Annotated in this window: 25 protein-coding genes; 9 read left to right on the top strand and 16 right to left on the bottom strand. The window is 70.4% G+C overall.

Annotation, left to right across the window (positions count from 1 at the left end):
• The first annotated feature begins 20 nt into the window (after positions 1–20).
• Together ABS41_RS03285 and ABS41_RS03280 are read left to right on the top strand one after the other, a co-directional pair.
• On the top strand, positions 21–1,166 hold the full coding sequence (locus tag ABS41_RS03285) for a histidine kinase (protein WP_290590503.1): 1,146 nt from the start codon (positions 21–23) through the stop codon (positions 1,164–1,166).
• Between the two features lie 2 nt (positions 1,167–1,168).
• Entirely contained in the window at positions 1,169–1,804 is a 636-nt protein-coding gene (locus tag ABS41_RS03280) for a response regulator transcription factor (RefSeq protein WP_290590501.1), read from the top strand.
• 48 nt (positions 1,805–1,852) lie between these two features.
• Here ABS41_RS03280 and ABS41_RS03275 read toward each other — a convergent pair whose 3' ends face one another.
• Entirely contained in the window at positions 1,853–3,091 is a 1,239-nt protein-coding gene (locus ABS41_RS03275) for a DUF4010 domain-containing protein (protein WP_290590498.1), read from the bottom strand.
• Between the two features lie 89 nt (positions 3,092–3,180).
• Between ABS41_RS03275 and ABS41_RS03270 the strand changes: the two genes are divergently transcribed.
• The 5 genes from ABS41_RS03270 (at position 3,181) to ABS41_RS03250 (ending at position 6,895) form a co-directional block, all read left to right on the top strand.
• Positions 3,181–4,194, top strand: a complete 1,014-nt coding sequence (locus ABS41_RS03270; protein WP_290590496.1) for a class 1 fructose-bisphosphatase — start codon at positions 3,181–3,183, stop codon at positions 4,192–4,194.
• Positions 4,194–4,898 carry a 2OG-Fe(II) oxygenase gene (locus ABS41_RS03265; protein WP_290590494.1) on the top strand — a complete coding sequence of 235 codons (705 nt, stop codon included), beginning with the start codon at positions 4,194–4,196 and terminating at the stop codon, positions 4,896–4,898. The genes ABS41_RS03270 and ABS41_RS03265 overlap by 1 nt, the downstream gene beginning before the upstream one ends.
• On the top strand, positions 4,895–6,313 hold the full coding sequence (gene cls, locus ABS41_RS03260) for a cardiolipin synthase (RefSeq protein ID WP_290590492.1): 1,419 nt from the start codon (positions 4,895–4,897) through the stop codon (positions 6,311–6,313). The genes ABS41_RS03265 and cls overlap by 4 nt, the downstream gene beginning before the upstream one ends.
• A 62-nt stretch (positions 6,314–6,375) precedes the next feature.
• Positions 6,376–6,639: a hypothetical protein gene (locus ABS41_RS03255; protein WP_290590490.1), complete on the top strand. Its 264-nt coding sequence runs from the start codon at positions 6,376–6,378 to the stop codon at positions 6,637–6,639.
• 13 nt (positions 6,640–6,652) lie between these two features.
• Complete coding sequence (locus ABS41_RS03250; RefSeq protein ID WP_290590489.1) at positions 6,653–6,895, top strand: GlsB/YeaQ/YmgE family stress response membrane protein; 243 nt, start codon at positions 6,653–6,655, stop codon at positions 6,893–6,895.
• Here the strand turns inward: ABS41_RS03250 and ABS41_RS03245 are convergent, their stop codons facing one another.
• Both ABS41_RS03245 and ABS41_RS03240 read right to left on the bottom strand, forming a co-directional pair.
• On the bottom strand, positions 6,896–7,066 hold the full coding sequence (locus ABS41_RS03245; RefSeq protein WP_290590488.1) for a DUF2256 domain-containing protein: 171 nt from the start codon (positions 7,064–7,066) through the stop codon (positions 6,896–6,898). It lies immediately after the preceding gene.
• Positions 7,056–9,935 carry a GGDEF domain-containing protein gene (locus ABS41_RS03240; RefSeq protein WP_290590487.1) on the bottom strand — a complete coding sequence of 960 codons (2,880 nt, stop codon included), beginning with the start codon at positions 9,933–9,935 and terminating at the stop codon, positions 7,056–7,058. Before ABS41_RS03240 ends, ABS41_RS03245 begins: the two co-directional genes overlap by 11 nt.
• 84 nt (positions 9,936–10,019) lie before the next feature.
• Between ABS41_RS03240 and ABS41_RS03235 the strand changes: the two genes are divergently transcribed.
• Positions 10,020–10,772: a pyridoxine 5'-phosphate synthase gene (locus tag ABS41_RS03235; RefSeq protein WP_290590486.1), complete on the top strand. Its 753-nt coding sequence runs from the start codon at positions 10,020–10,022 to the stop codon at positions 10,770–10,772.
• A 33-nt stretch (positions 10,773–10,805) separates the two neighbouring features.
• Here the strand turns inward: ABS41_RS03235 and ABS41_RS03230 are convergent, their stop codons facing one another.
• The 13 genes from ABS41_RS03230 to dnaA all read right to left on the bottom strand — a co-directional run bounded on the left by ABS41_RS03230 (position 10,806) and on the right by dnaA (position 25,315).
• Complete coding sequence (locus ABS41_RS03230; protein WP_290590485.1) at positions 10,806–11,198, bottom strand: biopolymer transporter ExbD; 393 nt, start codon at positions 11,196–11,198, stop codon at positions 10,806–10,808.
• A gap of 146 nt (positions 11,199–11,344) precedes the next feature.
• Entirely contained in the window at positions 11,345–11,776 is a 432-nt protein-coding gene (locus ABS41_RS03225) for a biopolymer transporter ExbD (protein ID WP_290590484.1), read from the bottom strand.
• A 12-nt stretch (positions 11,777–11,788) separates the two neighbouring features.
• The gene (locus tag ABS41_RS03220; protein ID WP_290590483.1) at positions 11,789–12,202 is read right to left on the bottom strand and encodes a biopolymer transporter ExbD; all 414 of its coding nucleotides are present in this window, start codon (positions 12,200–12,202) and stop codon (positions 11,789–11,791) included.
• Between the two features lie 28 nt (positions 12,203–12,230).
• Positions 12,231–13,013 (bottom strand): MotA/TolQ/ExbB proton channel family protein, encoded by a 783-nt coding sequence (locus ABS41_RS03215; protein ID WP_290590480.1) that lies wholly within the window; start codon positions 13,011–13,013, stop codon positions 12,231–12,233.
• A gap of 52 nt (positions 13,014–13,065) precedes the next feature.
• Complete coding sequence (locus tag ABS41_RS03210) at positions 13,066–13,725, bottom strand: energy transducer TonB (RefSeq protein WP_290590477.1); 660 nt, start codon at positions 13,723–13,725, stop codon at positions 13,066–13,068.
• Between the two features lie 109 nt (positions 13,726–13,834).
• On the bottom strand, positions 13,835–15,112 hold the full coding sequence (locus tag ABS41_RS03205) for a hypothetical protein (protein WP_290590475.1): 1,278 nt from the start codon (positions 15,110–15,112) through the stop codon (positions 13,835–13,837).
• A 190-nt stretch (positions 15,113–15,302) separates the two neighbouring features.
• Complete coding sequence (locus tag ABS41_RS03200; protein WP_290590472.1) at positions 15,303–16,274, bottom strand: alpha-L-glutamate ligase-like protein; 972 nt, start codon at positions 16,272–16,274, stop codon at positions 15,303–15,305.
• A 3-nt stretch (positions 16,275–16,277) separates the two neighbouring features.
• Complete coding sequence (locus tag ABS41_RS03195; protein WP_290590470.1) at positions 16,278–17,870, bottom strand: UUP1 family membrane protein; 1,593 nt, start codon at positions 17,868–17,870, stop codon at positions 16,278–16,280.
• A 70-nt stretch (positions 17,871–17,940) separates the two neighbouring features.
• Complete coding sequence (locus ABS41_RS03190; protein WP_290590467.1) at positions 17,941–18,750, bottom strand: CPBP family intramembrane metalloprotease; 810 nt, start codon at positions 18,748–18,750, stop codon at positions 17,941–17,943.
• The gene (gene gyrB / locus ABS41_RS03185; RefSeq protein WP_290590464.1) at positions 18,740–21,190 is read right to left on the bottom strand and encodes a DNA topoisomerase (ATP-hydrolyzing) subunit B; all 2,451 of its coding nucleotides are present in this window, start codon (positions 21,188–21,190) and stop codon (positions 18,740–18,742) included. The genes ABS41_RS03190 and gyrB overlap by 11 nt, the downstream gene beginning before the upstream one ends.
• Before the next feature lie 272 nt (positions 21,191–21,462).
• The gene (recF, locus tag ABS41_RS03180; RefSeq protein WP_290590461.1) at positions 21,463–22,545 is read right to left on the bottom strand and encodes a DNA replication/repair protein RecF; all 1,083 of its coding nucleotides are present in this window, start codon (positions 22,543–22,545) and stop codon (positions 21,463–21,465) included.
• Between the two features lie 103 nt (positions 22,546–22,648).
• Entirely contained in the window at positions 22,649–23,749 is a 1,101-nt protein-coding gene (dnaN, locus tag ABS41_RS03175) for a DNA polymerase III subunit beta (RefSeq protein ID WP_290590458.1), read from the bottom strand.
• 240 nt (positions 23,750–23,989) lie between these two features.
• Complete coding sequence (dnaA, locus tag ABS41_RS03170; protein WP_290590455.1) at positions 23,990–25,315, bottom strand: chromosomal replication initiator protein DnaA; 1,326 nt, start codon at positions 25,313–25,315, stop codon at positions 23,990–23,992.
• A gap of 177 nt (positions 25,316–25,492) precedes the next feature.
• Here dnaA and rpmH point away from each other — a divergent pair, with 177 nt between their 5' ends.
• On the top strand, positions 25,493–25,633 hold the full coding sequence (gene rpmH, locus ABS41_RS03165) for a 50S ribosomal protein L34 (RefSeq protein WP_026817103.1): 141 nt from the start codon (positions 25,493–25,495) through the stop codon (positions 25,631–25,633).
• Positions 25,634–25,640 lie beyond the last annotated feature (7 nt).

Raw genomic sequence — 25,640 nt, 5'->3', positions numbered from 1 at the left:
CGCCGGCCCAAGCTGGCGCCATGACCTCTTTCGCCAAGCGCCTTTTCACGCCGCTCAACCTGGCCGGCCTGCTGACCTGGGCGGCGATCGGCTGGGAGGTGGTGGTGCTGGGCGCCGGCGTGCCGCCCTGGCGCGACGCGCCGGCGCCGGCGTCGTGGTTGGCCGCGCTGCACCTGGCTTACCTGGTCCTGTTCGCCGCCGTGCTGGGCCACGAGGAGACGCCGGAGCCGCCCCGCTACCTGCGCACGCTGGTGCTGCTCCAGTACGCGCTCGTCTTTGCGCTGATGCTGCTGGCGCGCAGCTCGACGCTGCCGATCCTGCTGATCCTCTGCGCCGTCCAGGCCATCCACGCCTGGGCCCCGAGGCCCACGGCGGCGCTGTTGGTGCTGGTGAACCTCGGCCTCTACCTGGTCTATGCCTACGTATGGCGCTTCACCTCGCCGGCCGTCGCGGTGCTGATGGTGGCCTGCTTCCAGGCCTTCGCCGCATCCGCGGCGTGGTTCGGCATCAGCGCCGAGCGCGCCCGCGCGGAGCTGGCCGTGGTCAACGCCGATTTGCTGGCCACGCGCTCGCTGCTGGCCGAAAGCGCCCGCGACGGCGAACGCCTGCGGCTCTCGCGCGAGCTGCACGACGTGGCCGGGCACAAGCTCACCGCGCTCAAGCTCAACCTCGCCGCGCTGGCGCGCGACCCGCGCTACGCGAACGAGGCGCCGGTGGCGCTGTGCGCGCGCCTCGCCGACGAGCTGCTGGCCGACATCCGCGGCGTGGTGCAGCAGATGCGCGCCGACGAGGGCCTCGAGCTCGCGCCGGCGATCACCGCACTGGCCTCGCCCTTCCCGCGGCCGCGCCTGCACCTGCAGATCGACGAGGACGCGCGCGTGGGTTCGCTGGCCCAGGCCGAGGCGCTGCTGCGCACGGTGCAGGAAGGCCTGACCAATGCCGCGCGGCATTCGCAGGCGGGCAACCTGTGGGTGGTGCTGCGGCGCGAAGACGGCGGGCTGCGCCTGGACATCCGCGACGATGGCCGCGGCCGCGGCGAGCTCAGGCCCGGCAACGGCCTGGGCGGCATGCGCGAGCGGCTCGAGGCCGCCGGCGGCGGCCTGGACGTGCGCCGCACCGACACCGGCGGCGTGCACCTGCAGGCCTGGCTGCCGGTGGCGGCGTGAGCGTGGCACGCATCCGCGTGGCGCTGGCCGACGACCAGGCCCTGGTGCGCAGCGGCCTGACCGCGCTGCTTGCCGGCTTCCCGGACCTCGAACTGGTGGCGCAGGCCGGCGACGGCCAGGCCCTGCTCGACGCGCTGGCCGACACCCCGGCCGACGTGATCCTCTCGGACATCCGCATGCCCGGCCTCGACGGCTTCGGCCTGGTGCGCGCGCTGCGCGCCCGCGGCGACCGCACGCCGGTGGTGCTGCTGACCACCTTCGACGACGAAAGCCTGCCGCTGGCCGCGGCCGAAGCCGGGGCCCAGGGTTTCCTGCTCAAGGACGCCTCGCCCGAAGACCTCGTCGAAGCGATCACCCGCGTCGCCGCCGGCGAAACCCTGCTGGCGCCCGTGCCCACCGATCCGGTGCGCGCACGCTACGCCTACCGCGACCAGAGCGAGCCGACCGATACCTTCAGCGAGCGCGAGGTGGCGATCCTGCGCCTGATCGCCGGCGGCTATTCGAACAAGGAGATCGCGCGCGCGGTCTTCCTGTCGGAAGGCACGGTGAAGAACTACGTTTCCGAAATCCTCGACAAACTCGGCACCCGCGACCGCACCCGCGCCGTCCTCAAGGCCATCACCCTCCGAATCATCTGAACCAATCGAACCAGGTTGGATAAAATCAACCTGGTTCAGTTGATTCAGTCAGAGCAGGAGTACTACGGCGGCGCTGGCCGCGACCATCGTGGCCAGGCCCAGGCCCACGCGCCAGCCGTAGGCCACGCCGCCGCTGGCGAGGGCGATGACCGTCTTGGCCAGCGAGCTGGCCGCCAGCAGGCCCACCACCGCCCAGCGCGCCTGCTGCGCGTCGAAGGTGCCCGACTGCCAGAGCTTGGCCACGGTGGCCGCCGCCGCGTGCAGCTCGGCCAGGGCCGCCACCACCGCGGCCACCATCGCGCCGCGCGGGCCCAGCCAGGCATTGAGCGCCGCCGCGGTGAACAGCACCACGGTGATGATGGCCGCGAAGGCGAGGGCGTGGCGGAAGCGGAACATGCGGCTTTCGGACGTGGGCGGCGGCACGCCGTCGCCATCGCGGCGAAGGCCCAGCAGGCCGCCCGCCAGCAGCACGCCGCAGGCCACCGCCAGCTCCGCGGCCAGCAGCGGCAGCAGGCCCGGCGACACCGCCAGCAGCACCGGCACGAACAGACTCACCGAAGCCAGGTTGGCCAGCAGCGCGGCGCCCACGGCGGCCGATCGCAGCCCGGGCGTTTCGCGCACGCGCTGGCCGAAGCCCGCCACCGCGGCGGTGGACGAGACATAGCCGGCGAAAAAACCCGCCACGGCCATGCCCCAGCGGTTGCCGACCAGGCGCAGGGCGACGTGGCCAGCGGCGCTGATGGCCATCACCAGCACCACCAGCAGCCACAGCATCTTGGGATTGAAGACGTCGAAGGGGCCGATCGCGCGGTCGGGCACCAAGGGCAGCACCACCAGGGCCGAGGCCAGCAGCACCAGGCCGTCGCGCACCTCGGCTTCGCTCACCCGCTCGCGCGCCAGCCGGTGCAGCGGCGCCTTGAGGTAAACCAGCGCGGCCACCACCACGCCCAGGCCGCCGGCCAGCGGCGGCAGGCCCACCGCCAGGCCACCGAGCAGGCAGGTGAGCACGAGGGTGATCTCGCCGGTCAGGCCCGGGTCCTCGGCCTGGCTCTGGCGGTAGCTCATGGCTGCGAACACGCCCACCAGGGCGAGCACCACCGCGAAGGCCACCGGATCGAGCCACAGCGCCACCGTGCCCGCCAGGGCGGCCAGGGCGTGGGTGCGCAGGCCGGCCGAGGTGGGCCGCTCCGGATGGCGGCGCTCGCGCACCGCGCCCACCAGCAGGCCCACGCCCAGGGCCGTGCCCAGGGGCAGCAGCGGCAGCGATTCCATGTTCAGCGGCGTCATGGCCGATTGTGGCGCCAACCGGGCCCGCGCTTGCAAGCCCGGCCGGGTCGGGGACAATGCCCGGGTCCGTCGCCACCCGCTGGAGCGCCATGAAGCCGATTTCCCTCACCCGCTACCTGATTCAGGAGCAGCACGCCGGCCGCATCAACGCCGACCTGCGCCTGCTGATCGAGGTGGTGGCCCGCGCCTGCAAGTCCATCTCGATCGCCATCGGCAAGGGCGCGCTCGGTGGCGTGCTGGGCGATGCCGGCACCGGAAACATCCAGGGCGAGGCGCAGAAGAAGCTCGACGTGCTCAGCAACGACATCCTGCTCGAGGCCAACGCCTGGGGCGGCCACCTCGCCGGCCTGGCCTCCGAGGAGATGGACCACAGCCAGCCCATCCCCGACGCCTTCCAGCGCGGCAACTACCTGCTGCTGTTCGATCCGCTCGACGGCAGCTCGAACATCGACGTCAACATCTCGGTCGGCACCATCTTCTCGGTGCTGCGCTGCCCCGACGGCGTCACCGCGCCGGGCGACGAGCACTTCCTGCAGCCGGGCACGGCGCAGGTGTGCGCCGGCTACACCACCTACGGCCCGAGCACCCAGCTGGTGCTGACGGTGGGCCACGGCACGCACGTGTTCACGATGGACCGCGAGGTGGGCAGCTTCATGCTCACCCAGCGCGACGTGCAGATCCCGGCCGACACCAGGGAATTCGCCGTCAACATGTCCAACCAGCGCTTCTGGGAAACCCCGATGCAGCGCTACGTGGGCGACCTGCTGGCCGGCAGGGAAGGCCCGCGCGGCAAGGACTTCAACATGCGCTGGGTGGCGTCGATGGTGGCCGACGTGCACCGCATCATCACCCGCGGCGGCATCTTCAGCTATCCGCTCGACGCCAAGTGCCGCGACAAGGGCGGCAAGCTGCGCCTGATGTACGAGGCCAACCCGATGGCCTTCATCATCGAGCAGGCCGGCGGCGCCGCCAGCACCGGCCGCCAGCGCATGCTCGAGGTGCAGCCGTCCGGCCTGCACCAGCGCGTGCCGGTGTTCCTGGGCTCGCGCAACGAGGTGGCCGAAGCGGTGCGCTACCACCAGCAGTTCGACAGCAACGGCTGATGGCCACCGACGACCTCATCGAGGTCTACCACGACGCCGTGCCGGCCGAGGCCTGCGCGGCGATGCTCCGGCGTTTCGAGGCCAGCGGCCAGGACCAGCCGGGCCTGGTCGGCGGCGGCCTGTTTCCCGAGCTCAAGCACAGCCGCGACATCAGCATCAGCGGCCAGGACGCCTGGCGCGACGTCGAGGCTTCGTTGACCCAGGCGGTGCTGGCGGGCCTGTCGAAGTACGTGCGCCGCTACCCCTACACGCTGATCGCGCCGCTGATGCTCGAACACGGCGCACCGGGCCAGCGCCGCCGGCTCGACGCCGACGGCGTGGTCGCGCTCGACGACGCCGCGCTCGACGGCATCATCAAGACCATCTTCCGGCCCGGCCGCATCAACCTGCAGCGCTACCGCGCCGGCGAAGGCGGCTACCCGTACTGGCATTGCGAGCTCTACCCGCGCGACCCGGGCTGCGACACGCTGCACCGGCACCTGCTGTGGACGATCTACCTCAACGACGGCTTCGAGGCCGGCGAGACCGAGTTCTTCCACCAGCGGCGCAAGGTGGCCCCACGCACCGGCAGCCTGCTGATCGCGCCGGCCGCGTTCACCCACACCCACCGCGGCAACCGACCGCAAGGCGGCGACAAGTACATCGCCACCAGCTGGGTGCTGTTCAACCGCGCCGAACAGATCTTCGGAAAACCGGCGGCATGATCGACGCCGGCGCCTGGTGGCCCGAGCTCAAGCCCTGGCTGGTCGGCACCTGGGCGCTATACATCGTGGTGCTGGCGGGCTGGATCGTGCTGCAGAAGCGCGAGCCGATCGCCACGCTCAGCTGGTTGCTCTCGCTGGCCCTGCTGCCGGTGGTGGGCCTGGTGATCTACCACTTCCTCGGGCCGCAGCGGATCGTGCGCCAGCGCCGGCGCCGGCACCTCTCGCGCGACCGCATCGGCGAGGCGCTGCCGCCCGACCTGCACGCCAGCGACGATGCCGCCACGGTGGCGCGGCTGGCGCAGCAGGCCACCGGCTTCGCGCCCTGCTCGGCCTCGGATGCCCGCCTGCTGGTGGGCGGCGCGGCCACCTTCGACGCCCTGCTCGAGGCCATCGCCGGCGCCACCCACCACGTGCACGTGGAGTACTACATCTTCGAGCCCGACCACACCGGCACCCTCGTGCGCGACGCGCTGGCGGCCAGGGCGCGCGATGGCGTGCGGGTGCGGGTGCTGCTCGACGCGCTGGGCTCGTCGCGGCTGCGCCGCGGTTTCCTGGCGCCGCTGCTCGAAGCCGGCGCCGAGGTGGCGTGGTTCCATCCGGCGCGGCTGCGCTGGCTGTGGCGGCCGCGCATCAACCTTCGCAACCACCGCAAGATCGTCGTGGTCGACGGCGCGATCGCCTTCACCGGCGGCATCAACGTCACCGACGAAGAGAACGAGGCGGTCAACCCCCGCGCCTACCACGACCTGCACCTGCGGCTCGAGGGCGCCATCGTGCGCTGGCTGCAGCTGGCCTTCCTGGAGGACTGGCATTACGCCACCGGCACCGCGCTGCGCGATGCACGCCTGTGGCCCGAACCGCCGCCGGGCAGGCTGGTGGCGCAGGCGCTGCCGGCCGGCCCCGATTCGCCCTGGGAGCCCATCCACCGGGTGAAGGTGGAAGCCATCCACCAGGCCAACCACCGCGTCTGGCTGGTGACGCCGTACTTCGTGCCGGGCGAGGCCGCGCGCATGGCCCTGACCTCGGCGGCGCTGCGCGGCCTGGACGTGCGGGTGGTGCTGCCGGCGCGCAGCGACTCGCTGCTGGTCAGCGCCGCGGCGCGTTCCTACTACGACGAACTGCTGGCCGCCGGCGTGCGCGTGTTCGAGTACCAGCCGCGCATGCTGCACACCAAGGCGCTGCTGGTGGACGACGACTCGTGCATCATCGGCAGCGCCAACTTCGACCACCGCAGCTTCCGGCTCAACTTCGAACTCAGCGTGGCGCTGCACGACGCCGGCGTGGCGCGCGGCCTGCAGGACGAGATCGGGCAGACGCTGCACCAGTGCCGGGAGGTGAAGGGCGACGATCCGCCCGGCCCGGCCTGGCGGCGCCTTGGCGACGCCTGCGCGCGCCTGCTCTCGCCCCTGCTCTGAGCCGCCCGGCTGGACAGTCCGGCGGCTTGGGCTAAACTCCGGCCAAACCCGCGAGGTGCCCCATGCACTGGCTCTACCTGCTCGGATCGATCGCCTCCCTCGGCCTGGCCATGCACCGCTCGATGCCCGCCATCGGCGTGCTGGTGCTGCTGGCCGGCTCGCTGGCCCTGATGGTGGCCTTCCTGCTGGGCTGGCTCAATTCCCGCATCAGCTCCAGTTCGCGCGACGCGGCGCACATCATGAGTGCCGAGGAACTGCGCCAGCTGCGCGAGCAGGCCGAGGCCCGCAAGGCCGCCGCCCGCGGCGACGGCGCCGAAAATCCCTGACGGAGGACGCGACATGAACCTGATCATTTTCCTGCTCATCGGCGCCCTGGCCGGCTGGCTGGCTGGCATCGTGATGAAGGGCCGCGGCTTCGGGCTGCTCATCAACATGGTGGTGGGCGTGCTGGGCGCCTTCTTCGGCGGCTGGCTGCTGCCGAAGTTCGGCGTGAGCATCGGCGGCGAGTTCGGCGGCTTCCTCACCGCCTTCATCGGCGCGGTGATCCTGCTCGCGCTTATCGGCCTGGTGAAGAAGGCCTGATCAGGCCGGGCGCACGCCGCCGCGCGGCGTGCCGCGCCGGCAGGCATCGGAGCAGTAACGCACGTTTTCCCAGTCGCGCTCCCACTTCTTGCGCCACTGGAAGGGTCGCGAGCAGACCGGGCATATTTTTTCAGGCCGCGGCGCGCCGCGCTTGCCGCGCTCAGCCGGCATCGGTCGCCACGCGGTTGCGGCCGGCGCGCTTGGCGGCGTACAGCGCCGCATCGGCGCGGCGCAGCAGGCTGTCGGGCTCGGCCTGCACTTCCGGCACGGCGCCGGCGACGCCGATGCTCACCGTCATGCCGGCATCGCTGGCGGCGATGGCCAGGCGGATGGCTTCGGCGCGGCGCGTGGCCTCCGCCAGGTGCACGCCCGGCAGCAGCAGCGCGAACTCCTCGCCGCCGTAGCGCGCCAGCAGCTCGCGCTGCGGGTCGTGCTCGCGCGCCAGGCGCTGGGCGATGCCGCGCAGCTGCACGTCGCCCTCGAGGTGGCCGTGGGCGTCGTTGTAGGACTTGAAGTGGTCCACGTCGATCATCAGCACGCTCAGCGGGCGGCGCTGGTCGAGGCAGCGGTACCACTCGCGTCGCAGGCCGTTCTCCAGCGCGCGGCGGTTGGACACGCCGGTGAGGGCGTCCTCGGTGGCCATCTCCGCCAGCCGCCGGTTCGCATCCTCGAGTTCGTGCGTGCGCTCGGCGATGCGCGCCTCGAGGCGGCGGTTGTCGGCCAGGAAACGTTCGGTGCGCAGGCGCACGCCCCACAGCGCCGCCAGCACGCCGGCGCCCAGCAGCGCCAGCAGGCCCAGGCCGCGGACCCACCACTGCTCGTGCCAGCGCGGCAGCACGCGGAAGCGGTAGGTCATGGCGGCGGGCTGTCGCCCGGTGCCGGTGCGCGCCTGCACCTCGAGCGCGTAGTCGCCGGCGGGCAAGGCGCGGATGAACAGGTCGCGGTCGGCCCACTCGCTCCAGCCCGGCGTGACACCGTGCAGCAGGTAGCGGAACTCGGCACCGCTTTCCATGCTCACCATGGCAAAGCGCAGGGTCAGGCTGTGGCCGGCCGGCACGGTGACCGGATGCTCGGCATCCGTACGGGTGGGGAGCGAGAGCTTCTGGCCCTGCTCGTTGCGCGCGGTCACCAGCTCCATGCCCAGCTGCAGCGGTTGCGTCGCGGCCTGCGATTCGGCCGGGTCGTACTGCAGCAGGCCGGTCCAGGTGGCGATGCGCAGCACGCCGTCGCGGCCCACGCGCAGGTAGGAATAGCCGCCCAGGCCGCGGCCGCCCGGATACAGTGGCCGCCACTCCTGTTCGCCGGGCGCGCGGTGCCACAGTTCGCGCGAGGTGTAGGCGTAGTCGCCCAGCGGCGTTTCTTCCACCGCCAGTTCATTGGTGCGCTCGACCAGGGTCGCGGGCGGGGCCAGGTCGGGCACGAAGGCATCGCCTTCGAGGCGGAAGCTGCGGTCGCCGCTGGTGGCGCGGATGCTTCCCTCGAAGCGCAGCACGCTGGTGCCGAACTGGCGGTTCACCACCAGGCCCTGGGCGTCGTCGTAACTGCGGCGCCCCAGCACCTCGCCGGTATCGAGGTCGATGCGCCAGCGCTGCACGGGGCCACGGGTGTCGCCCATCCAAAGCTCGCCTTCGGCCGACTCCTCGATGCCCGACAGGCTCAGGCCCTCGAGCGGGATGGTCTGGCCCAGCTGCCAGCGGCCCGCTTCGAGCCGGAGCAGCATCAGGTTGGGCCCGGAGAGGGCGTAGAGGCGATCGGGCCGGAACGTCGAGGGCAGCATCGCGTACACGCCATGGTGCGGATGGCGGAACAGGCTGCGCGGCTCGCGCTCACCCGGCTCCAGCACCAGCAGTCCTTCGCGCACGCCCATCAGCAGGCCGGCGTCGGTCGAGTGCAACGCATAGCCCTCGTACTCGGTCCAGGGCAAGCGCTCCGCGCGCGGCTGGCCATCCTGCGAAGGCTGCAGGCGCTGGATGCCCTGGCTGGTGGCCAGCCAGAGCACGCCGTCGTGCCACTCGAAGTCCTGCGGATTGCCCGCGATGTCCTGGCTGTCGCCCAGCAGCGACCAGCGCGAGGGCAGCGACAGCCGCAGCAGGTCGTTCTCGGTGGCGACCCACAGCCCGCCTTCGCGGTCGATGGTGAGCTCGATGACGGCGTAGCTGCCGAGGTCGAGGTTCTCGCGCACGACCAGGTCGCGGTCGAAACGGATGAGTTCGCCATCGAGGGTGCCGACCACGATGGTGCCGTCGTCGAGTTCGCGTGCGGTGTAGCTGCGACGTCCGTCGAGCAGGCGGCTGGCGGGACCCTCGAGGCGGCGCAGCCCCTGCGGGCTTGCCACGTGCAGGCCATCGCGTGCCACCAGCAGCAGCCCGTCCTCGTGGCTGAGCACCGCCGGCAGCGGTACGTTGGCCAGTGCCTCGCCGCCGGGCAGCAGCTCGAAGCTGCCGCGCTGCGGATCGAAACGCACGAGGCCCCGTCCCTCGATGCGGGCCAGCAGCTGTCCGTCGACCAGGTAGAAGCTGCGCACGTCCTCGCCGAGCGGCCAGTGCCGCGCCTTGCCGCCTTCGCCGGGCAGGAAGTACAGGCGCTCGTCGGTGCGGAACCAGATGCCGTCTTCGGCGGCGATCACCTGGTAGACGAAGCCGAGGTGTCGCTGGTCGCCGAGCAGGCCGGCCGCATCGAGCAGCTCTTCGTACACCAGGCCGCCCTGGCCATCGGGCGCGAGGCGGCCGAAGGTGTCGTAGCCGCCGACGTAGACCAGGCCGTCGCTGCCGGTGGCCAGCGCGCGCGCCGGTGAACGGCCCGGCAGCGTGGTCAGTCGCCAGTCGATGCCGTTGAAGCGCAGGACGCCTTCGTTGTTGCCAGTGAAGAGTTCGCCGTCGGGCGAAGTGGCCAGCGCGAGGTGGCCCGGCTTGGCGCGCGTCTGGTCGGAGTCGTAGCTTCGGCGCAGGGGTTCGCCCGGCACCTTGTCGGCCAGCGCGGTCGCCGACAGCGCCCAGAGGGCGAGCAGCAGCAGGGCAAGCCAGGGGCGGAGCAGGCGCATGGGCGGATTATGGCTGAACGCGGGCCGGGGAATCGCGGGTCCGCGCAGGTTTTCCGGCGGCCGGCGGCGCGGTAGGCTGGTCGGATGACCGTACTGAGCGTCAACGTCAACAAGATCGCCGTGCTGCGCAATTCCCGCGGCGGCACCGAACCCAGCGTGACCGCCGCGGCCGAGGCCGCGCTGCGGGCCGGGGCCGGGGGCATCACCGTGCACCCGCGCCCGGACCAGCGCCACATCCGGCCCGGCGACGTGCGCGACCTGGCCCGGCTGGTGGCCGGGCGGGCCGAGTTCAACATCGAGGGCAACCCCTTCGCGCCGGCCCGGGGCGACTACCCGGGCCTGCTCGAGCTGGTGCGCGAAACCCGCCCGCAACAGGCCACCCTGGTGCCCGACGGCGACGGCCAGATCACCTCCGACCACGGCTTCGACCTGGCCCGCGATGCCGGGCGGCTGCGGCCGCTGGTGGCCGAGCTCAAGGCCTGCGGCGCCCGCGTTTCGCTGTTCATGGACGCCGGTGCACCCGACCTGCACCTGGCCGCCGGGGTGGGCGCCGATCGCATCGAGCTCTACACCGGCCCCTATGCCGAAGCCCACGCCGCCGGCGACGCCGCGGCCATGCTGGCGCTGTGCGCCGGCACCGCGGCCGAAGCCCGGGCGCTGGGCCTGGGGGTCAACGCCGGCCACGACCTGAGCCAGGCCAACCTGGGCGACTTCCTGCGCGGCGTGCCGGGCGTGCTCGAGGTGTCGATCGGCCACGCCCTGATCGGCGAGGCGCTCTACGCCGGCCTCGATGCCACGGTGAAGGCCTATCTGCGGATCATCGCGGCGGGACGCTGAGGCCTTCGCCCCGGCGCCCCGCCGCCTCCGGCCTTATTCGATGCTGATGTTGGCCACGCCGGCGCGCTCGGCGGCGGCCAGGGCCGTGGTCGCGCCCTGGTAATCGGCCTGCGGATCGACCACGAGCTTGAGCACCAGGCCCGGCTCCTGCGCCTGCCGGCGGGCCAGTTCCGCCTGCAGGGCCGCGGGCGCGTAGGCCTGGCCCTCCAGGCGCAGCACGTCGCCGGGCTCCACTTGCAGCCGCAGCTGGGTGGGCGGTGCCGGGGGAGTGATGCGGCTCTGGGGCAGGGGCATCACGAACCGCTGGTCGAGCAGCGGCGTGGTGACCATGAAGATGATCAGCAGCACCAGCATCACGTCCACCAGGGGCGTGACATTGATGTCGGCGATCGCGGGGCGGACGGATGCAGCGGAAGCAAAAGCCATGGCGCTCTCCTTCGGGGACCCGCTTCCTAGGTACGCCCCGGACCCGTGCCCCGGCAAGGCGCACCGAGGCGCCGGGTAGGCCGGCATTCAGGCAAAAAAAACGCCGCCCGGAGGCGGCGTTGCTGCAGGGTGTGGAAGGCGGCCGCTCAGTTGCGGGTCGGCTCCACGAAAGCGATCTTGGCCATGCCCGCGTTCTTGGTGCGCGAGAGGACCTTGGCCAGCGCCTCGTACTGGGCGTCCATGTCGGTTTCGATTTCGACGGTGGGCTGGCGGGTGACGTCGCCGGCGGCGCGCTCGACCTCAACCTCGAGGGCGGACTGCAGCGTGGACATCGGGATGGGCGTGCCGTTCCAGGTGACCGTGCCACCCGCATCGATGCGCAGTCGGATCGGCTCGGGCGGATCCTTCGGCGGCGGCGGCGGGTTGGAGGTGCGCTGGGGCAGGTCCACCTGGATCTGGTAGGACAGGGCCGGCGCCGTCACCATGAAGATGATCAGCAGCACCAGCATCACGTCCACGAGGGGCGTGACGTTGATGTCGGCCATCGGGCCGGCACCGGAGTTCGAGGAGAAAGCCATCTGCGGTTGTCCTCAGCGCTCGGGGGTGGAGACGAAGCCGACCTTGCGGATACCCGCCTGGCGGACGTCCTGCACCACTTCATGGATGACGGAGTACTTGGTGAAGCCGTCGGAACGGATGTCGACCTGCGGCTGCGGCTGCATCTGGGCAACCACGGCCAGTCGCGCGTCGAGGAGGTCGGGGGTGACCGCCTCGTCGTTCCAGTAGACCTGGCCATCCGCGGTCACCGCGAGGGTGACCGGCGGCTGGAGGATCTCGGGCTTCTGTTCCAGGGTCGCCGAGGGCAGCTCAACCTTGACCTTGTGGGACATCAGGGGGGCCGTGATCATGAAGATGATCAGCAACACCAGCATCACGTCCACGAGGGGCGTGACGTTGATGTCGGCCATCGGGCCGCCGCCGCCGGAGTTGTTTGAAAAGGCCATGCCTGCGACTCCTGGTTATCCGTTCGACTTAGCGCTTGCTGCCAACGTCGCCGACGCGCGAGCCGGTGGCGAAGAAGTCGTGCAGGTCGTGCGCGAAGGTGTCGAACTTGGCGTAGGTGTTGCGGTTGGCGCGGTTGAAGGCGTTGTAGGCCAGCACCGCCGGGATCGCGACGAACAGACCGATGGCGGTCATGATCAGCGCCTCGCCCACCGGGCCGGCGACGGCGTCGATGGAGGCCTGGCCGGTGGCGCCGATGCGGATCAGGGCGCCGTAGATGCCCCACACGGTGCCGAGCAGACCCACGAACGGGGCGGTGGCGCCGACCGTCGCGAGCCAGGTCATGCCGTTCTCGAGCCTGGAGCTCTCGCGGGTGACGGCCTGGCGCAGGGCGCGGTCGATGAACTCCGAGCGGTTCAGGGCGTCGACCAGGCGGCTGCCTTCGTGGCGCTGGTGGTGGGCAGCGGCCTGGGCGCAGTCAAGCGCGATCTTGGAGAACGGCTCGTTGGCCGGCTGCTCTTCCATGAAGCGGATGGCGTCCTGGGCGTTCGGGGTTTCCCAGAAGGTGCGGACCACGGCGTCGGCGCGCTTGGTGATCACGGTGTTCTTGATGAAGTTGACGACCGTGTACCACCAGGAACCGATGGACATGACGATCAGCATGATGAAGACCACCCACTGGACGAAGAATTCGGCCGGGTCGGACATGAGCATTTCCATCATGTGACCGAAGCCCATCTTGGACAGGGCGTTGGCGTTGTCGGCCGCGCCACCAGCGGTGGAAGCGACGGTGAGGAGGATGTCCTGCAGCATAAGGAGTGCCTTTCTTTTGAGTGGTTAACCGTTTACGTGGGAACTGCTGGCGTTACTGCGGTGGCGTGAACTTGACCGGGACAAGCACCGCGCCGCCGACCTTCTGGCCATTGCGCATACCCGGGTTGAACTTCCAGCGACGCGCGGCATCCATGGCCGAGCGGTCGAGGTTGCGGTTGCGGCTCGAGCGCTCGATGGCGACGTCGAGGACGTTGCCCGAGGCATCGATGGTGACGCGGAGGACGACGGTGCCGCCAACGCCATCGCGGGCCTCCTTGGCCGGGTAGCGCGGCTGGAACAGCGCGCGGCCCGAGATGTCCTCGGAGGGGGCGAAGTCGGCGGGCGGGGCCGGCGGCGCGGGCGGGGCCGGCGGCGGGGCCTCGATGTCGATCGGGCTCGGGTCGTCGAACACCACCGGCGGCTCATCCGGCGGCGGCGGGATCGGCGACGGCTTGGGCTGCTCGACGATGCGCGTGACCACCTTCGGCGGCTCCGGCGGCGGCGGCGGCGGCGGCGGGGGCGGCGGCGGCGGCTCGATGAAGGAGACCTGGGTCACCTCTTCGCGGGCCTTCTTGACCTCGGGCGGATTGACCGGCGCCATCATGAACATGAACGCGACCGCATGCAGCGCGATGGCGAACGTGTTGCCGGCGATGCGCGCCCAGCTCATTCCCTCGGGAGGGGTGTCGTACTTGTAATTCAGGTCCGTCATGCGGGTGGCGGCTCGAGATCTCGGAATTCGTGCGGCGGTCAGCCGTGGCCCGCCGGGGCCCGGCGGGAACTTGTTAGCTTATACCACAGGCTCTTGGTTTACCAACCAGTCAGCGTGAAATCTGCGCCAGGGCCTTGCGCGCCGCCTCGGCGGTGGCAGGGTCCTTGGCAGCTTCGCGGTAGGCGTTCTGGGCGGCGGCCAGGTTGTCCGAGTAGTACTCGGAGCGGGCGATGACCATCCAGGCCTCGCCGCGCTTGGCCACGCCCTTCTCGATGGCCCGGCGCGCGGCCGCGATGGCCTCGGCGTTGCGGTCCTCGTTGGTCAGGATCTGCGACAGCACCAGGTCGGTGTCGCCGGTGGTGTCGAGCGGGGCACCCTTGCCGTAGGCGGCGATGGCGGCCTCGACCTGGTCGCTGAAGTACAGCGACTGGCCCAGGAAGCTGTAGGTGCGCGCGTCGGCCGGCAGGATGCCCTTGTCCAGGCCTTCCTGGATGACCTTGGCGGCCTCGGCTTCCTTGCCGTCGAGGTTGAGGTAGGTGGCGTAGAGGTTCTCGTAGTCGCGGCGGTCGGTCAGCAGGCCACGGGCGCGGGCGTCCTCGAGCAGCACCACGGCCTTCTCGGTCTGGTCGTTCTGGGCATAGAGCGAGGCCAGGTTGAGGATGGCGCGCTTGTCGTCCGGGGCCTTGCGCTGCAGCTGCTCGGCCAGGGCCAGGGCCTCGGCGTCGCGGCCGGTCTCGTTGTACGAGGCCATCAGCATCTGGACCCAGTTGTTCTCGGGTTCGCCGGTGGTGGTGAGCTCGATCGCCTTGTTGAGCGCGGTGATCGCCTCCGGGTACTGGCCGGCGTTGTAGTGCACGGCGCCCTTGAGGGCGAACAGCTTCGGATCCTGCGAGCGGGTCTCGGTGGCGATGCGCTCGACCAGCGCGACGGCCTGCTCGACCATGTCTTCCTGGGCGTAGACCGAAGCCAGGGTGTGCATGGTGGCGAAGTGGTTGTTGTTGGGCAGCGCGTCGGCCTCGAGCGCCTTCTCCAGGTAGGGAATGGCGCGCGGGTAGTCGTCCAGGCCCAGGGCGGCGTTGCCGGCGATCATGTTCGACACGGCCACGTCGTAGGGCTTGGCGATCGGGTTGGCCAGCACCTTCTCGGCCAGGGCGATGGCGCCCTCCATGTCCTCGCCGTCGTTGTAGGTGTCGAACATCTTCTGGATGTCCTTCGCCAGGCGCGGGGTGTTGGTGACCTTCGGCGAGACGCGGGTGGCGTTCGGATAGTCGACCTTCTCTTCCTGCTTCTGGCTGCCGCGGCGCGACTGCGCGTCGGCGTCGCCGATCGACAGCGCGGCCGCGAGCACGACCAGTACGGAGAGCTTGAGCACGTGGGCAATCTTCATTTCAGGGACTCCTTGCCTCCGCGGATGCCCGCGGACGGTGGCCGACTAGGGTAAGGGGGTTAGAGCAAACGCTCAAGCGACGCAGTGTCCGGTTTTTCCGTCCGCTGCCGTATAGGAACCCCTTCGGCGCCAAGAATGCCGTCGGGCGGCGCCGCCGATCTTAAAAGCTCGTTAAGACGTTGCCGTCCATTCAGCCAGTGGTGGGAAAGTTCGCGATCGCGAAATCGACCCGCTCGGCCGGATCCTTCGACAGGCCGGGGCCGTCGCGCAGCGCCTCGACCTTGCGCAGGCGGCCCTCGAGGCCATTGCCGTTGGCCATCTGGATGGCCAGGCCGGGGCGGGCGTTGAGCTCGAGGATCAGCGGGCCACGTTCGCGGTCGAGCACGAAATCCACGCCCACGTAGCCCAGGCCCGAGAGCTCGTGGCAGCGCGACGCCATCTCCAGCAGCTGCCGCCAGTGCGGGATCGCCAGGCCGACGATGCTGTGCTCGGTGTCGGGGTGCTCGCGGATGATCTCGGTGCCCCAGACGCCGCGCTTGGTCTTGCCGGTGGGGATGTCGATGCCCACGCCGATCGCGCCCTGGTGCAGGTTGGCCTTGCCGTCGGACATGCGCGTGGGCAGGCGGATCATCGCCATCACCGGGTAGCCCATGAAGACGATGATGCGGATGTCGGGCACGCCCTTGTAGCTGACGTTGTCGAAGATCGGATCGAACTGCACGCAGTATTCGACGATCAGGTGGTCGGGCTGGCCGCCGAGCGAGAACAGGCCCGACAGGCCGTTCGACAGGTGGTGTTCGAACTCCTCGCGCGACATCAGCGAGCCGCTGGCGCGCCGGTACTTGTCGCCGCGGCGGCCGGTGATGACCAGGATGCCGTCGCCGCCCGAGCCATGCGCCGGCTTGACCACGAAGCTCTCGCGGCCCTCGAGCTTCTTGTGCAGCTCGGCGATCTCGTGCTCCTCGCGCACGACCGCGTACAGGTCGGGCACCGGCAGGCCGGCCTTGAGCGCGAGCTTCTTGGTCAGCAGCTTGTCGTCCACGCGCGGGTAGAACTTGCGCGGGTTGTGCATGAGCACGTAGTGCGCGTTGCGCTGGCCGATGCCCACCAGGCCGATCTCACGCAGGCGCCGGGCGACCTTGAAGGGATTGAACAGCGCCATGGCTCAGGCCTTGGCGCCGTCGTCGGCGGCCTTCGCGGCGGGCGGCGGCACGATCGGGTCGGAGTCGCGTGCCAAGGCGCGGAAACGCAACAGTTCGTTCAGGCGGTAGCCCGAATAGCGGCCCAGCAGCAGCGCCATGGCGAACAGCACCAGCAGCGTCTCGGGATAGACGAACACCAGGTGCTCGAGCGCCGGCCAGGTCATCACGACGTAGGCCAGGGCGGCCACGATCAGCGTGCCCACGCCCTCGCGGATGGCGGTGCCGGCGCCGCGCTCGTCCCAGGCCACCGACATGCGCTCGATGGTCATGGCCATGATGACCATCGGGAACAGCGCCACGCTCAGGCCCACTTCCAGGCCGAGGCGGTTCGAGAGCACGCTCACCGCGGCCATCAGCAGCACCACGAGGATGAGGATGGCGGTCAGGCGCGGCACCAGCAGCAGGCGCAGGCGCTCGAGGTAGAAGCGCACCAGCAGGCCGAAGCCCACCACCACCACGAACAGCGCGATGCCGGCCACCAGGGCCGTTTCGCGGAAGGCCAGCGCGATCAGCACCGGCATGAAGGTGCCGTAGGTCTTCACGCCCACCAGGTTGCGCAGCAGCAGCATGATGAAGGCGCCGATCGGCACCATCAGCAGGATGCGGTAGGTGTCCTGCGCCTGCAGCGGCAGGCTCAGCAGCGAGTAGTGCACGAGGCTCGCGTCCTCGACCTCGAGCCGGCGCTCGACCGTGGCCATGGCGTCGGCGAGGTTGCGGCCGATGGTGAAGTTCAGCGTCGCGGGCGTGTCGCCCTCGAGCGAGAGCACCGGGCGCTCGCTGGCGCTCCACACCATCACGTCGGCCGGCAGGCCCTCGGCGGTGGTGCGCGGGTCGATCACGCTCCAGGCCAGGCCGTCGTGCACCATCAGCCAGGGCTGCAGCCTGCCCTCGCCTTCGCGCGGTTCGTCGGTCAGGCGCAGGCCGTGGATGACGCGCGCGGGGATCGAGCGGCGCGCCAGCAGCTGCACGGCGAAGGCCGCGCGGGCGGACTCGTCGGCGCCGTAGCGCTCGGCCAGCAGCGTGACCTCGTCGCTGGGGTTGGCCGCGCCCAGGCGGCGCAGCAGCTCGCGGGTGTAGGTGATGTTGTTGACCGAGCCCTCGCGCACCTGCGCGAGCAGGGTGTCGGCGGCGGTGGCGTAGGGCTCCTCGAGTTCGGGCGGCGAGGGAATCACCGGCTCGAAGTCGGGCATCGCCGGTTCGCGCTCGTCGGAGCGCACGACGGTGGCGCGGTAGTAGAGATCCTGCTCGCCGACGGCGCGGCGGATCGCCCACTGCACCTCGCGGCCTTCCGGCTGCGGGATTTCGTTCTTGGAATAGTTGCGCGCCACGAAGCGCTCGTTGAGCACCGTCCAGCCCGGCGTCTTGTCGGGCAGCTGCAGGGTGACGGCGTTGGCGCTTCGGCGCGGCTGGAACTCGACGTGGGCCTGCACCGTCCACACGCGCACCTGGGTGTCGGGCTGCAGCGGGAACTCGAGCACTTTCCACTTGTAGTACATCGCCGAGAGCGCGGCGGCGATGATGGCCAGTGCCAGCAGGTAGAGGTGTCGCTTGCTCATAGGGTTCCCGGTTCGATGCCGGCGGTGCCGGCAGGCCGCAAGCGCGGCGCGCGCCAGTGTAACCCCGCCGTCAGCCGCCGGAGAATGCCATCACCGCGAGCGCGGTGGCGTTGCAGGCGGCGTGCGCCAGGAAGGCGGCCGACAGGCGCCCGGTGCGCAGGTAGACCAGGCCGAAGCCCATGCCCATGCCGGTGTAGATGGCCATCAGTCCGAGCCACTGCAGCAGGCTGTGCGCACCGCCCTGGCCGACCTCGTGGGTGGCTGCGAACAGCACCGAGGTGAGCACCAGGCCGGCGAAACCGCGGCCGGCGACCATGAAGCGGTGCAGCATCACCCGGCGGAACAGCAGCTCTTCGGCCAGCGGCGCCACGGCCACCACCATCAGCCAGTTCAGCACCGGCGAAGCCTCCTGCAGCGCCAGGATGGGTTCGACGTTGCTGGGCTGGGCCGGGCTCTCGCCGCCCAGGGCCTGGAGCACGTGGAACAGCGCCACCACCACACCCTGGATCAGCACGCCGGCGGCGATGGCCCAGGCCGCGGCGTGCGCCGCGCGGGTGGGCGGCACGGGCCGGGGCAGGCTGCGGCCGCGCAGCCACCACACGCCCAGCGCCACCAGCAGCATGGCCACGAGCGCGGCGAAGGTGACTTCGGCCATCGCGCCGCGCATGAGCAGGTCGGGGTCGGCGGTGGCGCGCAGGCGCTCGGCCTCGGGCAGGCTGACCAGCTCGAGCAGCAGCAGCGGCGTGATCAGGATGATCGAGACGATGAAGATGCCGGCCACCGCCAGCAGCACGTCCAGCACGATTCCCGCCCAGGGATTGCCCGGGCGGGCGGGGGCGGGCGGCGGCGCGGCGGCCGCCGTCTCCGGCTCAGACGTCAAGGTTGGCGACCCGCAGGGCGTTTTCCTCGATGAATTCGCGGCGCGGTTCGACCACGTCGCCCATCAGCGTGGAGAAGATCTGGTCGGAAGCGACGGCGTCCTCGATGCGCACCTTCAGCAGGCGGCGCGTTTCCGGATTGACCGTGGTTTCCCACAGCTGCTCGGGGTTCATTTCACCCAGGCCCTTGAAGCGCTGGATCATGCGGCCCTTCTTGGCCTCCTCGAGCAGCCACTCCTGCACCTGCAGGAAGCGCGTCACCGGCTGGCTGCGATTGCCGCGGGTGATGCTGGCGCCGGGCTGCAGCAGGCCGTCGAGCGCCGCGGCCACTTCATTGACCTGGCGCAGCTCGCCGCCCAGCAGCTGGTTCGCCGGCAGCGTCTGCACCGAGGCCAGGCCGTGGTGCTGCTTGTGCACCAGCAGCGCGGCCGGCTGGCCGTCGTCGTTGCCCGGCTGCACCGAGATCGTATAGCGCGGACGGCCCAGGCCGCTGGCGTTGAGGCGGCGCTCGAGTTCGGCGCACCAGCCATCGAGCGCGCCGGCGGTGGCGAACTTCTCGGCCGACAGCGGCGGCATCTCGAGCATCGCCTCGAGCACGGGCGTGTCGATGCGGTGGGCGAAACGCGGCAGCTGTTCGCGCGCGGCGGTGAAGTCCAGCAGCAGCTTCTCCAGCGCCGCGCCCGACACCGGCGGCGCGCCGTCGGCCGGGCGCAGTTCGGCGCCCTCGACGGCGTTGTTGGCCAGGTAGGCGTTGAGCGCCGCGTCGTCCTTGAGATAGAGCTCGTTCTTGCCCTGCTTGAGCTTGTACAGCGGCGGCAGGCCGATGTAGACGTGGCCGCGCTCGATCAGCTCCGGCATCTGCCGGTAGAAGAAGGTGAGCAGCAGCGTGCGGATGTGCGAGCCGTCGACGTCCGCGTCGGTCATGATGATGATGCGGTGGTAGCGCAGCTTGTCCGGGTTGTACTCGTCCTTGCCGATGCCGGTGCCGAGCGCGGTGATGAGCGTGCCGACCTCGGCGCTCGCGAGCATGCGGTCGAAGCGCGCGCGCTCGACGTTGAGGATCTTGCCGCGCAGCGGCAGCACCGCCTGGCTCTTGCGGTTGCGGCCCTGCTTGGCCGAGCCGCCGGCCGAGTCACCCTCGACGATGAACAGTTCGCTCAGCGCCGGATCCTTCTCCTGGCAGTCGGCGAGCTTGCCGGGCAGGCCGGCGATGTCGAGCGCACCCTTGCGGCGGGTGAGGTCGCGCGCCTTGCGCGCCGCTTCGCGCGCACGCGCGGCGTCGACGATCTTGCCGGCGATGGCCTTGGCTTCGTTCGGGCGCTCCTGCAGGAACTCCTCGAGCTTCTGTCCGATGACGGCTTCCACCGCCGGGCGCACTTCGGAGCTGACCAGCTTTTCCTTGGTCTGCGAACTGAAGCTCGGGTCGGGCACCTTCACCGACAGCACGGCGATCATGCCCTCGCGCATGTCGTCGCCCGACAGCGAGATCTTGGCCTGCTTGGCGATGCCGTTCTGCTCGATGTAATTGCTGAGCGTGCGGGTGAGGGCGGCGCGGAAGCCGATGAGGTGGGTGCCGCCGTCCTTCTGCGGGATGTTGTTGGTGAAGCAGAACATCGTCTCCTGGTAGGAGTCGGTCCACTGCACCGCGATATCGACGACGATGCCGTCCTTTTCGCCCGAAGCCGCGATAACTGATTGATGCAGCGGGGTTTTTAGGGTCGCCAGGTGTTCCACGAAGCTGCGGATGCCGCCTTCGTACTGGAAAACGTCGTGCTTGCCCTCGCCGCGCTCGTCCACCAGCTCGATGCGCACGCCCGAGTTGAGGAAGCTCAGCTCGCGCAGGCGCTTGGCCAGGATGTCGTAGTGGAACTCGACGTCGGTGAAGATCTCGGCGCTGGGCAGGAAGCGCAGCTGGGTGCCGCGCTTGGCGGACGGACCCACGACCTTGAGCGGGTACTTGGGCTCGCCCAGGGCATATTCCTGCTGGTGGTGCTGGCCGTCGCGCCAGATGTCGAGCCACAGGCTCGAGCTCAGCGCGTTGACCACCGACACGCCCACGCCGTGCAGGCCGCCGGAGACCTTGTAGCTGTTGTCGTCGAACTTGCCGCCGGCGTGCAGCACGGTGAGGATGACCTCGGCCGCCGAGACGCCCTCTTCCTTGTGGATGTCGACCGGGATGCCGCGGCCGTTGTCCGACACCGAGCACGAACCGTCGGCGTGCAGGGTGACCACCACCTGGTCGCAGTGGCCGGCGAGGGCCTCGTCGATGGCGTTGTCGACCACCTCGAAGACCATGTGGTGCAGGCCGGTGCCGTCGTGCACGTCACCGATGTACATGCCCGGGCGCTTGCGGACGGCTTCGAGGCCGCGCAGGACGGTGATCTTGCTGGAGTCGTAGGTGGTGTTGGCGGGGGACTGCGGCGGATTCGGCGTTTCGGTCATCGGAGGCGTGTGCTCTGGGTCCACGAACGGCCCGCCGGCCACCCGCGGTGCGGGAGCGGGGCGCGCCTATAAATAATGAGTCCGAGTATACCGCGCCGGGCTTTCACGTGGGCGCCACGGCCGCGCCGGCGCTGGACGCTACCTGGCGGCGCTGCGGGGTCTCGCGGGCACCTGGGGCCGGGCAGGTGGCCCGGGGGCGATCCCGGGGTTCTGGGGGCCCCTGGTTGGGGCTTTGGCCGGCTGGGGCGATGCCGCAACCGGCGCCGGGGGCCTCAGCCCGGCCGGAGTACCCCGCGTTCCACGTGGAACACGGCAGCCGGGGCCAGCGCGCCGGCCAGGATCGCCGGAGCCTCGGTGGCCGTCAGCAGCACCTGGGCGCCGGAGGCCAGCACGGCCTCCAGGGCGTGGCGCAGATGCTTCTGGTCGAGCTCCGAGGCCAGGTCGTCCAGGCAAACCAGCGGCCACTCGCCGCGGTCGGCGGCGAAGGCCCGCGCCTGGGCGAGCACGCAGGCCAGGGCGGTCAGCTTTTCCTGGCCACGCGACAGGGCCTCGCGGCCCGGCAGCCCGGTGTAGTCCACGCGCCAGTCGGCGCGGTGCGGACCGACGCTGGTGTAGCCCAGGGCCAGGTCACGATCCCGGGCGATCAGCAGGGCGTCGGCCAGGGTGGTCTCGGCCCGGCGCCAGCCGGGCAGGTAGCCGAGGCCGGCGGTGCCCAGCTCGGGCAGGAACTCCGCGGCCGTGGCGGCCAGGACGGGCTCCAGCCGGTCCAGGTACTCGGCCCGGAGGCGGGTGAGGCGCTCGCCCGCCTCGGCCAGCTCCTGGTCCCAGGGCGCCAGGGCCGACGGGGCGGGGCCGCGCTTGAGCAGGGCGTTGCGCTGCTTCAGGGCCCGGGCGTAGCGGCGCCACACCGGCAGGAAGGCCGGTTCCACGTGGAACAGCGCCCAGTCCAGGAAGCGCCGGCGGTGCTCGGCGCCCCCGGCGATGAGCTCGTGGCTGCCGGGTTCGAAGCTGACCACGGCCAGCTCGGCGCACAGCTCGGTCAGGCTGGGCGCCGGGGCGCCGTCGAGCCGGGCCTCCCACTCGCTGCCGGTGTGGCGCAGGCCGGCCCGGCGGCTGCGGCCCTGGCCATCCACCCACTCGGCGTAAACCGAGAGCGCCGGCTGGCCGCTGCGCACCAGGCCATCGCGCACCCGGCCCCGGAAGGAGCGGCCATAACCCAGCAGGTGCAGGGCTTCGACCAGGCTGGTCTTGCCGGCGCCGTTGCCCCCCGTCACCAGGTTCAGGCCGGGCGAAGGCTCGAAGCGCACGGCCGCCAGGCAGCGCAGGTCCTGCACGTCCAGGCGGGTCAGGCGCATGCGGCCTCCCGCGGCCGGTCGGGCCGGCCGGGGCCCGCCGGGGCCCGGAAACGACACCGCCCGGCACGGGCCGGGCGGTGGCAGGCAACGGACAGCGGGACGGTCACAGGCGCAGCGGCATCACCACGTGGCGGCTGCGCTCGTGGCTGGCCTCGCGCACCAGCGCCGAGGAGTTGGCGTCGCGCAGGTTGAGGATGACCGTGTCCTCGCGCAGGGCGCTGAGGGCGTCGAGCAGGTAGGTCACGTTGAAGCCGATGCTCAGGCCGTCGACGCGGGTCTCGGCCTCGATCTCTTCCTGGGCCTCTTCCTGCTCCGGGTTGTGGGCGACGATCTTCACCTGGCCCGGGCTGATCTCCAGCTTCACGCCGCGGTACTTCTCGTTCGACAGGATGGCGGCGCGCTGCAGGGCGGCACGCAGGCCCTCGCGGTCGAGCTTGACCTCCTTGTCGGCGCCGATGGGGATCACGGCGTCGTAGTCGGGGAAGCGGCCCTCGATGAGCTTGGAGGTGAAGGTGACATCCTCGCGGCGCATGCGCAGGTGGTTGCGGCCCACCTCGAGCTCGATCTCGCGGTCGCCGCCTTCCAGCAGGCGCTGCAGCTCGAGCACGCCCTTGCGCGGCACGATGATCTGCTTGCGGGTCTGCGCGCCAGACGGCAGCGAGGCTTCGCACAGCGCCAGGCGATGGCCGTCGGTGGCCACGCAGCGCAGGCTGTCCTCGCGCAGGTCGAGCAGCAGGCCGTTGAGGTAGTAGCGAACGTCCTGCTGGGCCATGGCGAACGCGGTGCGCTCGATCAGCTCCTTGAGCGCCGCTTCCGGCACCCGCACGCGCTCGACCAGCTCCAGGTCCTCGACCGCCGGGAAGTCCTTGCCGGGCAGGGTGGCCAGCGTGAAACGGCTGCGGCCGGCCTGCACCGTCACCTTGTCGCCCGACTGGGTGAGGGTGACCTTGCTGCCGTCGGGCAGGGCCCGGACGATCTCGAAGAGCTTGCGGGCCGGGATGGTCGTTTCACCCGACTGGGCGTCGTCGACGTCGGCCCGGGCCACCATCTCGACTTCGAGGTCGGTGCCGGTCATCGACAGCTTGCCGCCCTCGACCGTGACCAGCAGGTTGGCCAGCACCGGCAGGGTCTGGCGCCGCTCGACGACGTTGACGACTTGCTGGAGGGGTTTGAGCAGAACTTCTCGCGTCAGGCTGAAACGCATGCAGGTCCCCAAGCTCCAAAGAGTGGATAAATCAAAAACTGGTGGTGGTAGAGCCGGAAAAAACGCCGGATAACACACACAACTTGTTGATATTAAACATTTTTACTTGCTGCCCAAGCCTGTGGGTGGTGCCCCGGCCTGGCTGTGGAAAGCTGTGGATAGTTTTTCGCCCTTTCCGGCGTCCCCAACTTATCCACAGGCGGCGAGAACCTTGGTTCCACGCCGCGGTCGTTCCACGACTTACTCGCTCAATTTGCGCAGCAGCTTGTCCCAGTCCTCGCGCAGCTTGCCGTCGATCTCGCGCAGTTCGCGCATGACCTTGCAGGCGTGCATCACGGTGGTGTGGTCGCGGCCACCGAAGGCATCGCCGATTTCCGGCAGGCTGTGCTCGGTCAGTTCCTTGCTAAGCGCCATCGCCATCTGCCGCGGACGCGCCAGGGAGCGCGTCCGCCGCTTCGACAGCAGGTCCGCCATGCGCAGCTGGTAGTAGTCTGCCACCGTTTTCTGGATATTGCTGATCGACACCGCCTGCTGCTGGGCCCGCAGCAGGTCGCGCAGGGTTTCCTGGGCGAAGTCGGCCGTGATCGGCCGGGCCATGAAGTTCGAGCGGGCCGCCAGGGTGTTGAGCGCGCCCTCGAGGTCGCGCACGTTCGAGCGCATCCGCTTGGCGATCAGGTAGGCCACGTCCTCGGGCAGCTGCACCGAGCGCTCGGCCGCCTTGGCGGTGAGGATGGCGGCGCGGGTCTCGAAGTCCGGCGGCTCGATGGCCACGCTCAGGCCCCAGGTCAGGCGGGTCTTGAGGCGGGTCTCGAGGTTCTCCACCTCGCGCGGGTAGCGGTCGCAGGTGAGGATGATCTGCTGCTTGCCGTCGAACAGCGCGTTGAAGGTGTGGAAGAACTCTTCCTGCGTGGTGTTCTTGCCGGCGAAGAACTGGATGTCGTCGATGAGCAGCGCGTCCACCTGCTGGAACTGGCGCTTGAACTGGTCCATCGACTTTTCCTGCAGCGCCTTCATCATCGCGCTGAAGAACTGCTCCGAGCGCAGGTACAGCACCCGCATGCCCGGGTTGTTGCGGCGCATGAGGTTGCCGGCGGCGTGCATCAGGTGGGTCTTGCCCAGTCCCGAACCGCCGTAGAGCAGCAGCGGGTTGTAGGCCTTGCCCGGGTTCTGGGCCACCTGCAGGGCGGCGGCGCGGCCGAGCTGGTTGCTGCGGCCCTCGACGAAGTTGTCGAACGAGTAGTGCGGGTCGAGGTTGCCGGTGAACGAGGGATCGGCGGCGCGCACCGGGCCGGACGCGGGCGCGGCGGCCGGCGTGGCCGGGGCCCGGCGCAGCGAGCCCACGGCCAGCCCCACCGCGGCCGGCGATCCGGCGAAATGCGACACCAGCTCCCGGATCCGGGCCAGGTAGTGCTCGCGCACCTGGTCGACCACGAACTCGTTCGGGGCGTAGAGGGTCAGGCCGTCGGCGTGGGTCTCCACCTGCAGCGGCCGAAGCCAGGTGTGTACCTCGTCGGCCGGCAGTTCGGCTTCCAGTCGTTCCAGGCAGCGGGGCCAGGCAGCATCCATGTTCAAGCGAAAGTCCGGGCTGCAGCACCGCGGGGGGTGCTGTGGATAAGTATTCGGGGTCGTGCAGTCTAGCGCTGGGACGCCCGCTCCGCCACGCGGATTGTTCTTGACGGGCCGTCGGGCAAACCGCTATAGTCCGCAGTCTTTTCCGCCCAAAAACCTAACAAGGGTGCCACCATGGCCACCAAGCGCACGTACCAGCCCAGCAACCTCAAGCGCAAGCGCGACCACGGCTTCCGCGCCCGCATGAAGACCGCCGATGGTCGCAAGATCCTCGCCCGTCGTCGTGCCAAGGGCCGCGCCCGCCTCGCGGTCTGACGCGTCG

It is taken from the genome of Arenimonas sp. SCN 70-307 (genome assembly GCF_001724815.1).
Lineage (GTDB): Bacteria > Pseudomonadota > Gammaproteobacteria > Xanthomonadales > Xanthomonadaceae > Arenimonas.
Note: the sequence above shows the minus strand (reverse complement) of the source record. Positions and strands in the feature narration are given on the sequence as shown.

Bases quoted from the DNA above. Each gene is read 5' to 3' on its own strand.
- ABS41_RS03285 (WP_290590503.1), top strand. From the start codon at position 21: ATGACCTCTTTCGCCAAGCGCCTTTTCACGCCGCTCAACCTGGCCGGC.
- ABS41_RS03270 (WP_290590496.1), top strand. From the start codon at position 3,181: ATGAAGCCGATTTCCCTCACCCGCTACCTGATTCAGGAGCAGCACGCC.
- ABS41_RS03245 (WP_290590488.1), bottom strand. From the start codon at position 7,066: ATGCCGGCTGAGCGCGGCAAGCGCGGCGCGCCGCGGCCTGAAAAAATA.
- ABS41_RS03210 (WP_290590477.1), bottom strand. From the start codon at position 13,725: ATGACGGACCTGAATTACAAGTACGACACCCCTCCCGAGGGAATGAGC.
- ABS41_RS03225 (WP_290590484.1), bottom strand. From the start codon at position 11,776: ATGGCTTTCTCCTCGAACTCCGGTGCCGGCCCGATGGCCGACATCAAC.
- rpmH (WP_026817103.1), top strand. From the start codon at position 25,493: ATGGCCACCAAGCGCACGTACCAGCCCAGCAACCTCAAGCGCAAGCGC.
- cls (WP_290590492.1), top strand. From the start codon at position 4,895: ATGATCGACGCCGGCGCCTGGTGGCCCGAGCTCAAGCCCTGGCTGGTC.
- ABS41_RS03275 (WP_290590498.1), bottom strand. From the start codon at position 3,091: ATGACGCCGCTGAACATGGAATCGCTGCCGCTGCTGCCCCTGGGCACG.
- recF (WP_290590461.1), bottom strand. From the start codon at position 22,545: ATGCGCCTGACCCGCCTGGACGTGCAGGACCTGCGCTGCCTGGCGGCC.
- ABS41_RS03255 (WP_290590490.1), top strand. From the start codon at position 6,376: ATGCACTGGCTCTACCTGCTCGGATCGATCGCCTCCCTCGGCCTGGCC.
- ABS41_RS03205 (WP_290590475.1), bottom strand. From the start codon at position 15,112: ATGAAGATTGCCCACGTGCTCAAGCTCTCCGTACTGGTCGTGCTCGCG.
- dnaN (WP_290590458.1), bottom strand. From the start codon at position 23,749: ATGCGTTTCAGCCTGACGCGAGAAGTTCTGCTCAAACCCCTCCAGCAA.
- ABS41_RS03195 (WP_290590470.1), bottom strand. From the start codon at position 17,870: ATGAGCAAGCGACACCTCTACCTGCTGGCACTGGCCATCATCGCCGCC.
- ABS41_RS03240 (WP_290590487.1), bottom strand. From the start codon at position 9,935: ATGCGCCTGCTCCGCCCCTGGCTTGCCCTGCTGCTGCTCGCCCTCTGG.
- ABS41_RS03235 (WP_290590486.1), top strand. From the start codon at position 10,020: ATGACCGTACTGAGCGTCAACGTCAACAAGATCGCCGTGCTGCGCAAT.
- gyrB (WP_290590464.1), bottom strand. From the start codon at position 21,190: ATGACCGAAACGCCGAATCCGCCGCAGTCCCCCGCCAACACCACCTAC.
- ABS41_RS03215 (WP_290590480.1), bottom strand. From the start codon at position 13,013: ATGCTGCAGGACATCCTCCTCACCGTCGCTTCCACCGCTGGTGGCGCG.
- ABS41_RS03250 (WP_290590489.1), top strand. From the start codon at position 6,653: ATGAACCTGATCATTTTCCTGCTCATCGGCGCCCTGGCCGGCTGGCTG.
- ABS41_RS03220 (WP_290590483.1), bottom strand. From the start codon at position 12,202: ATGGCCTTTTCAAACAACTCCGGCGGCGGCGGCCCGATGGCCGACATC.
- ABS41_RS03230 (WP_290590485.1), bottom strand. From the start codon at position 11,198: ATGGCTTTTGCTTCCGCTGCATCCGTCCGCCCCGCGATCGCCGACATC.
- ABS41_RS03265 (WP_290590494.1), top strand. From the start codon at position 4,194: ATGGCCACCGACGACCTCATCGAGGTCTACCACGACGCCGTGCCGGCC.
- ABS41_RS03200 (WP_290590472.1), bottom strand. From the start codon at position 16,274: ATGGCGCTGTTCAATCCCTTCAAGGTCGCCCGGCGCCTGCGTGAGATC.
- dnaA (WP_290590455.1), bottom strand. From the start codon at position 25,315: ATGGATGCTGCCTGGCCCCGCTGCCTGGAACGACTGGAAGCCGAACTG.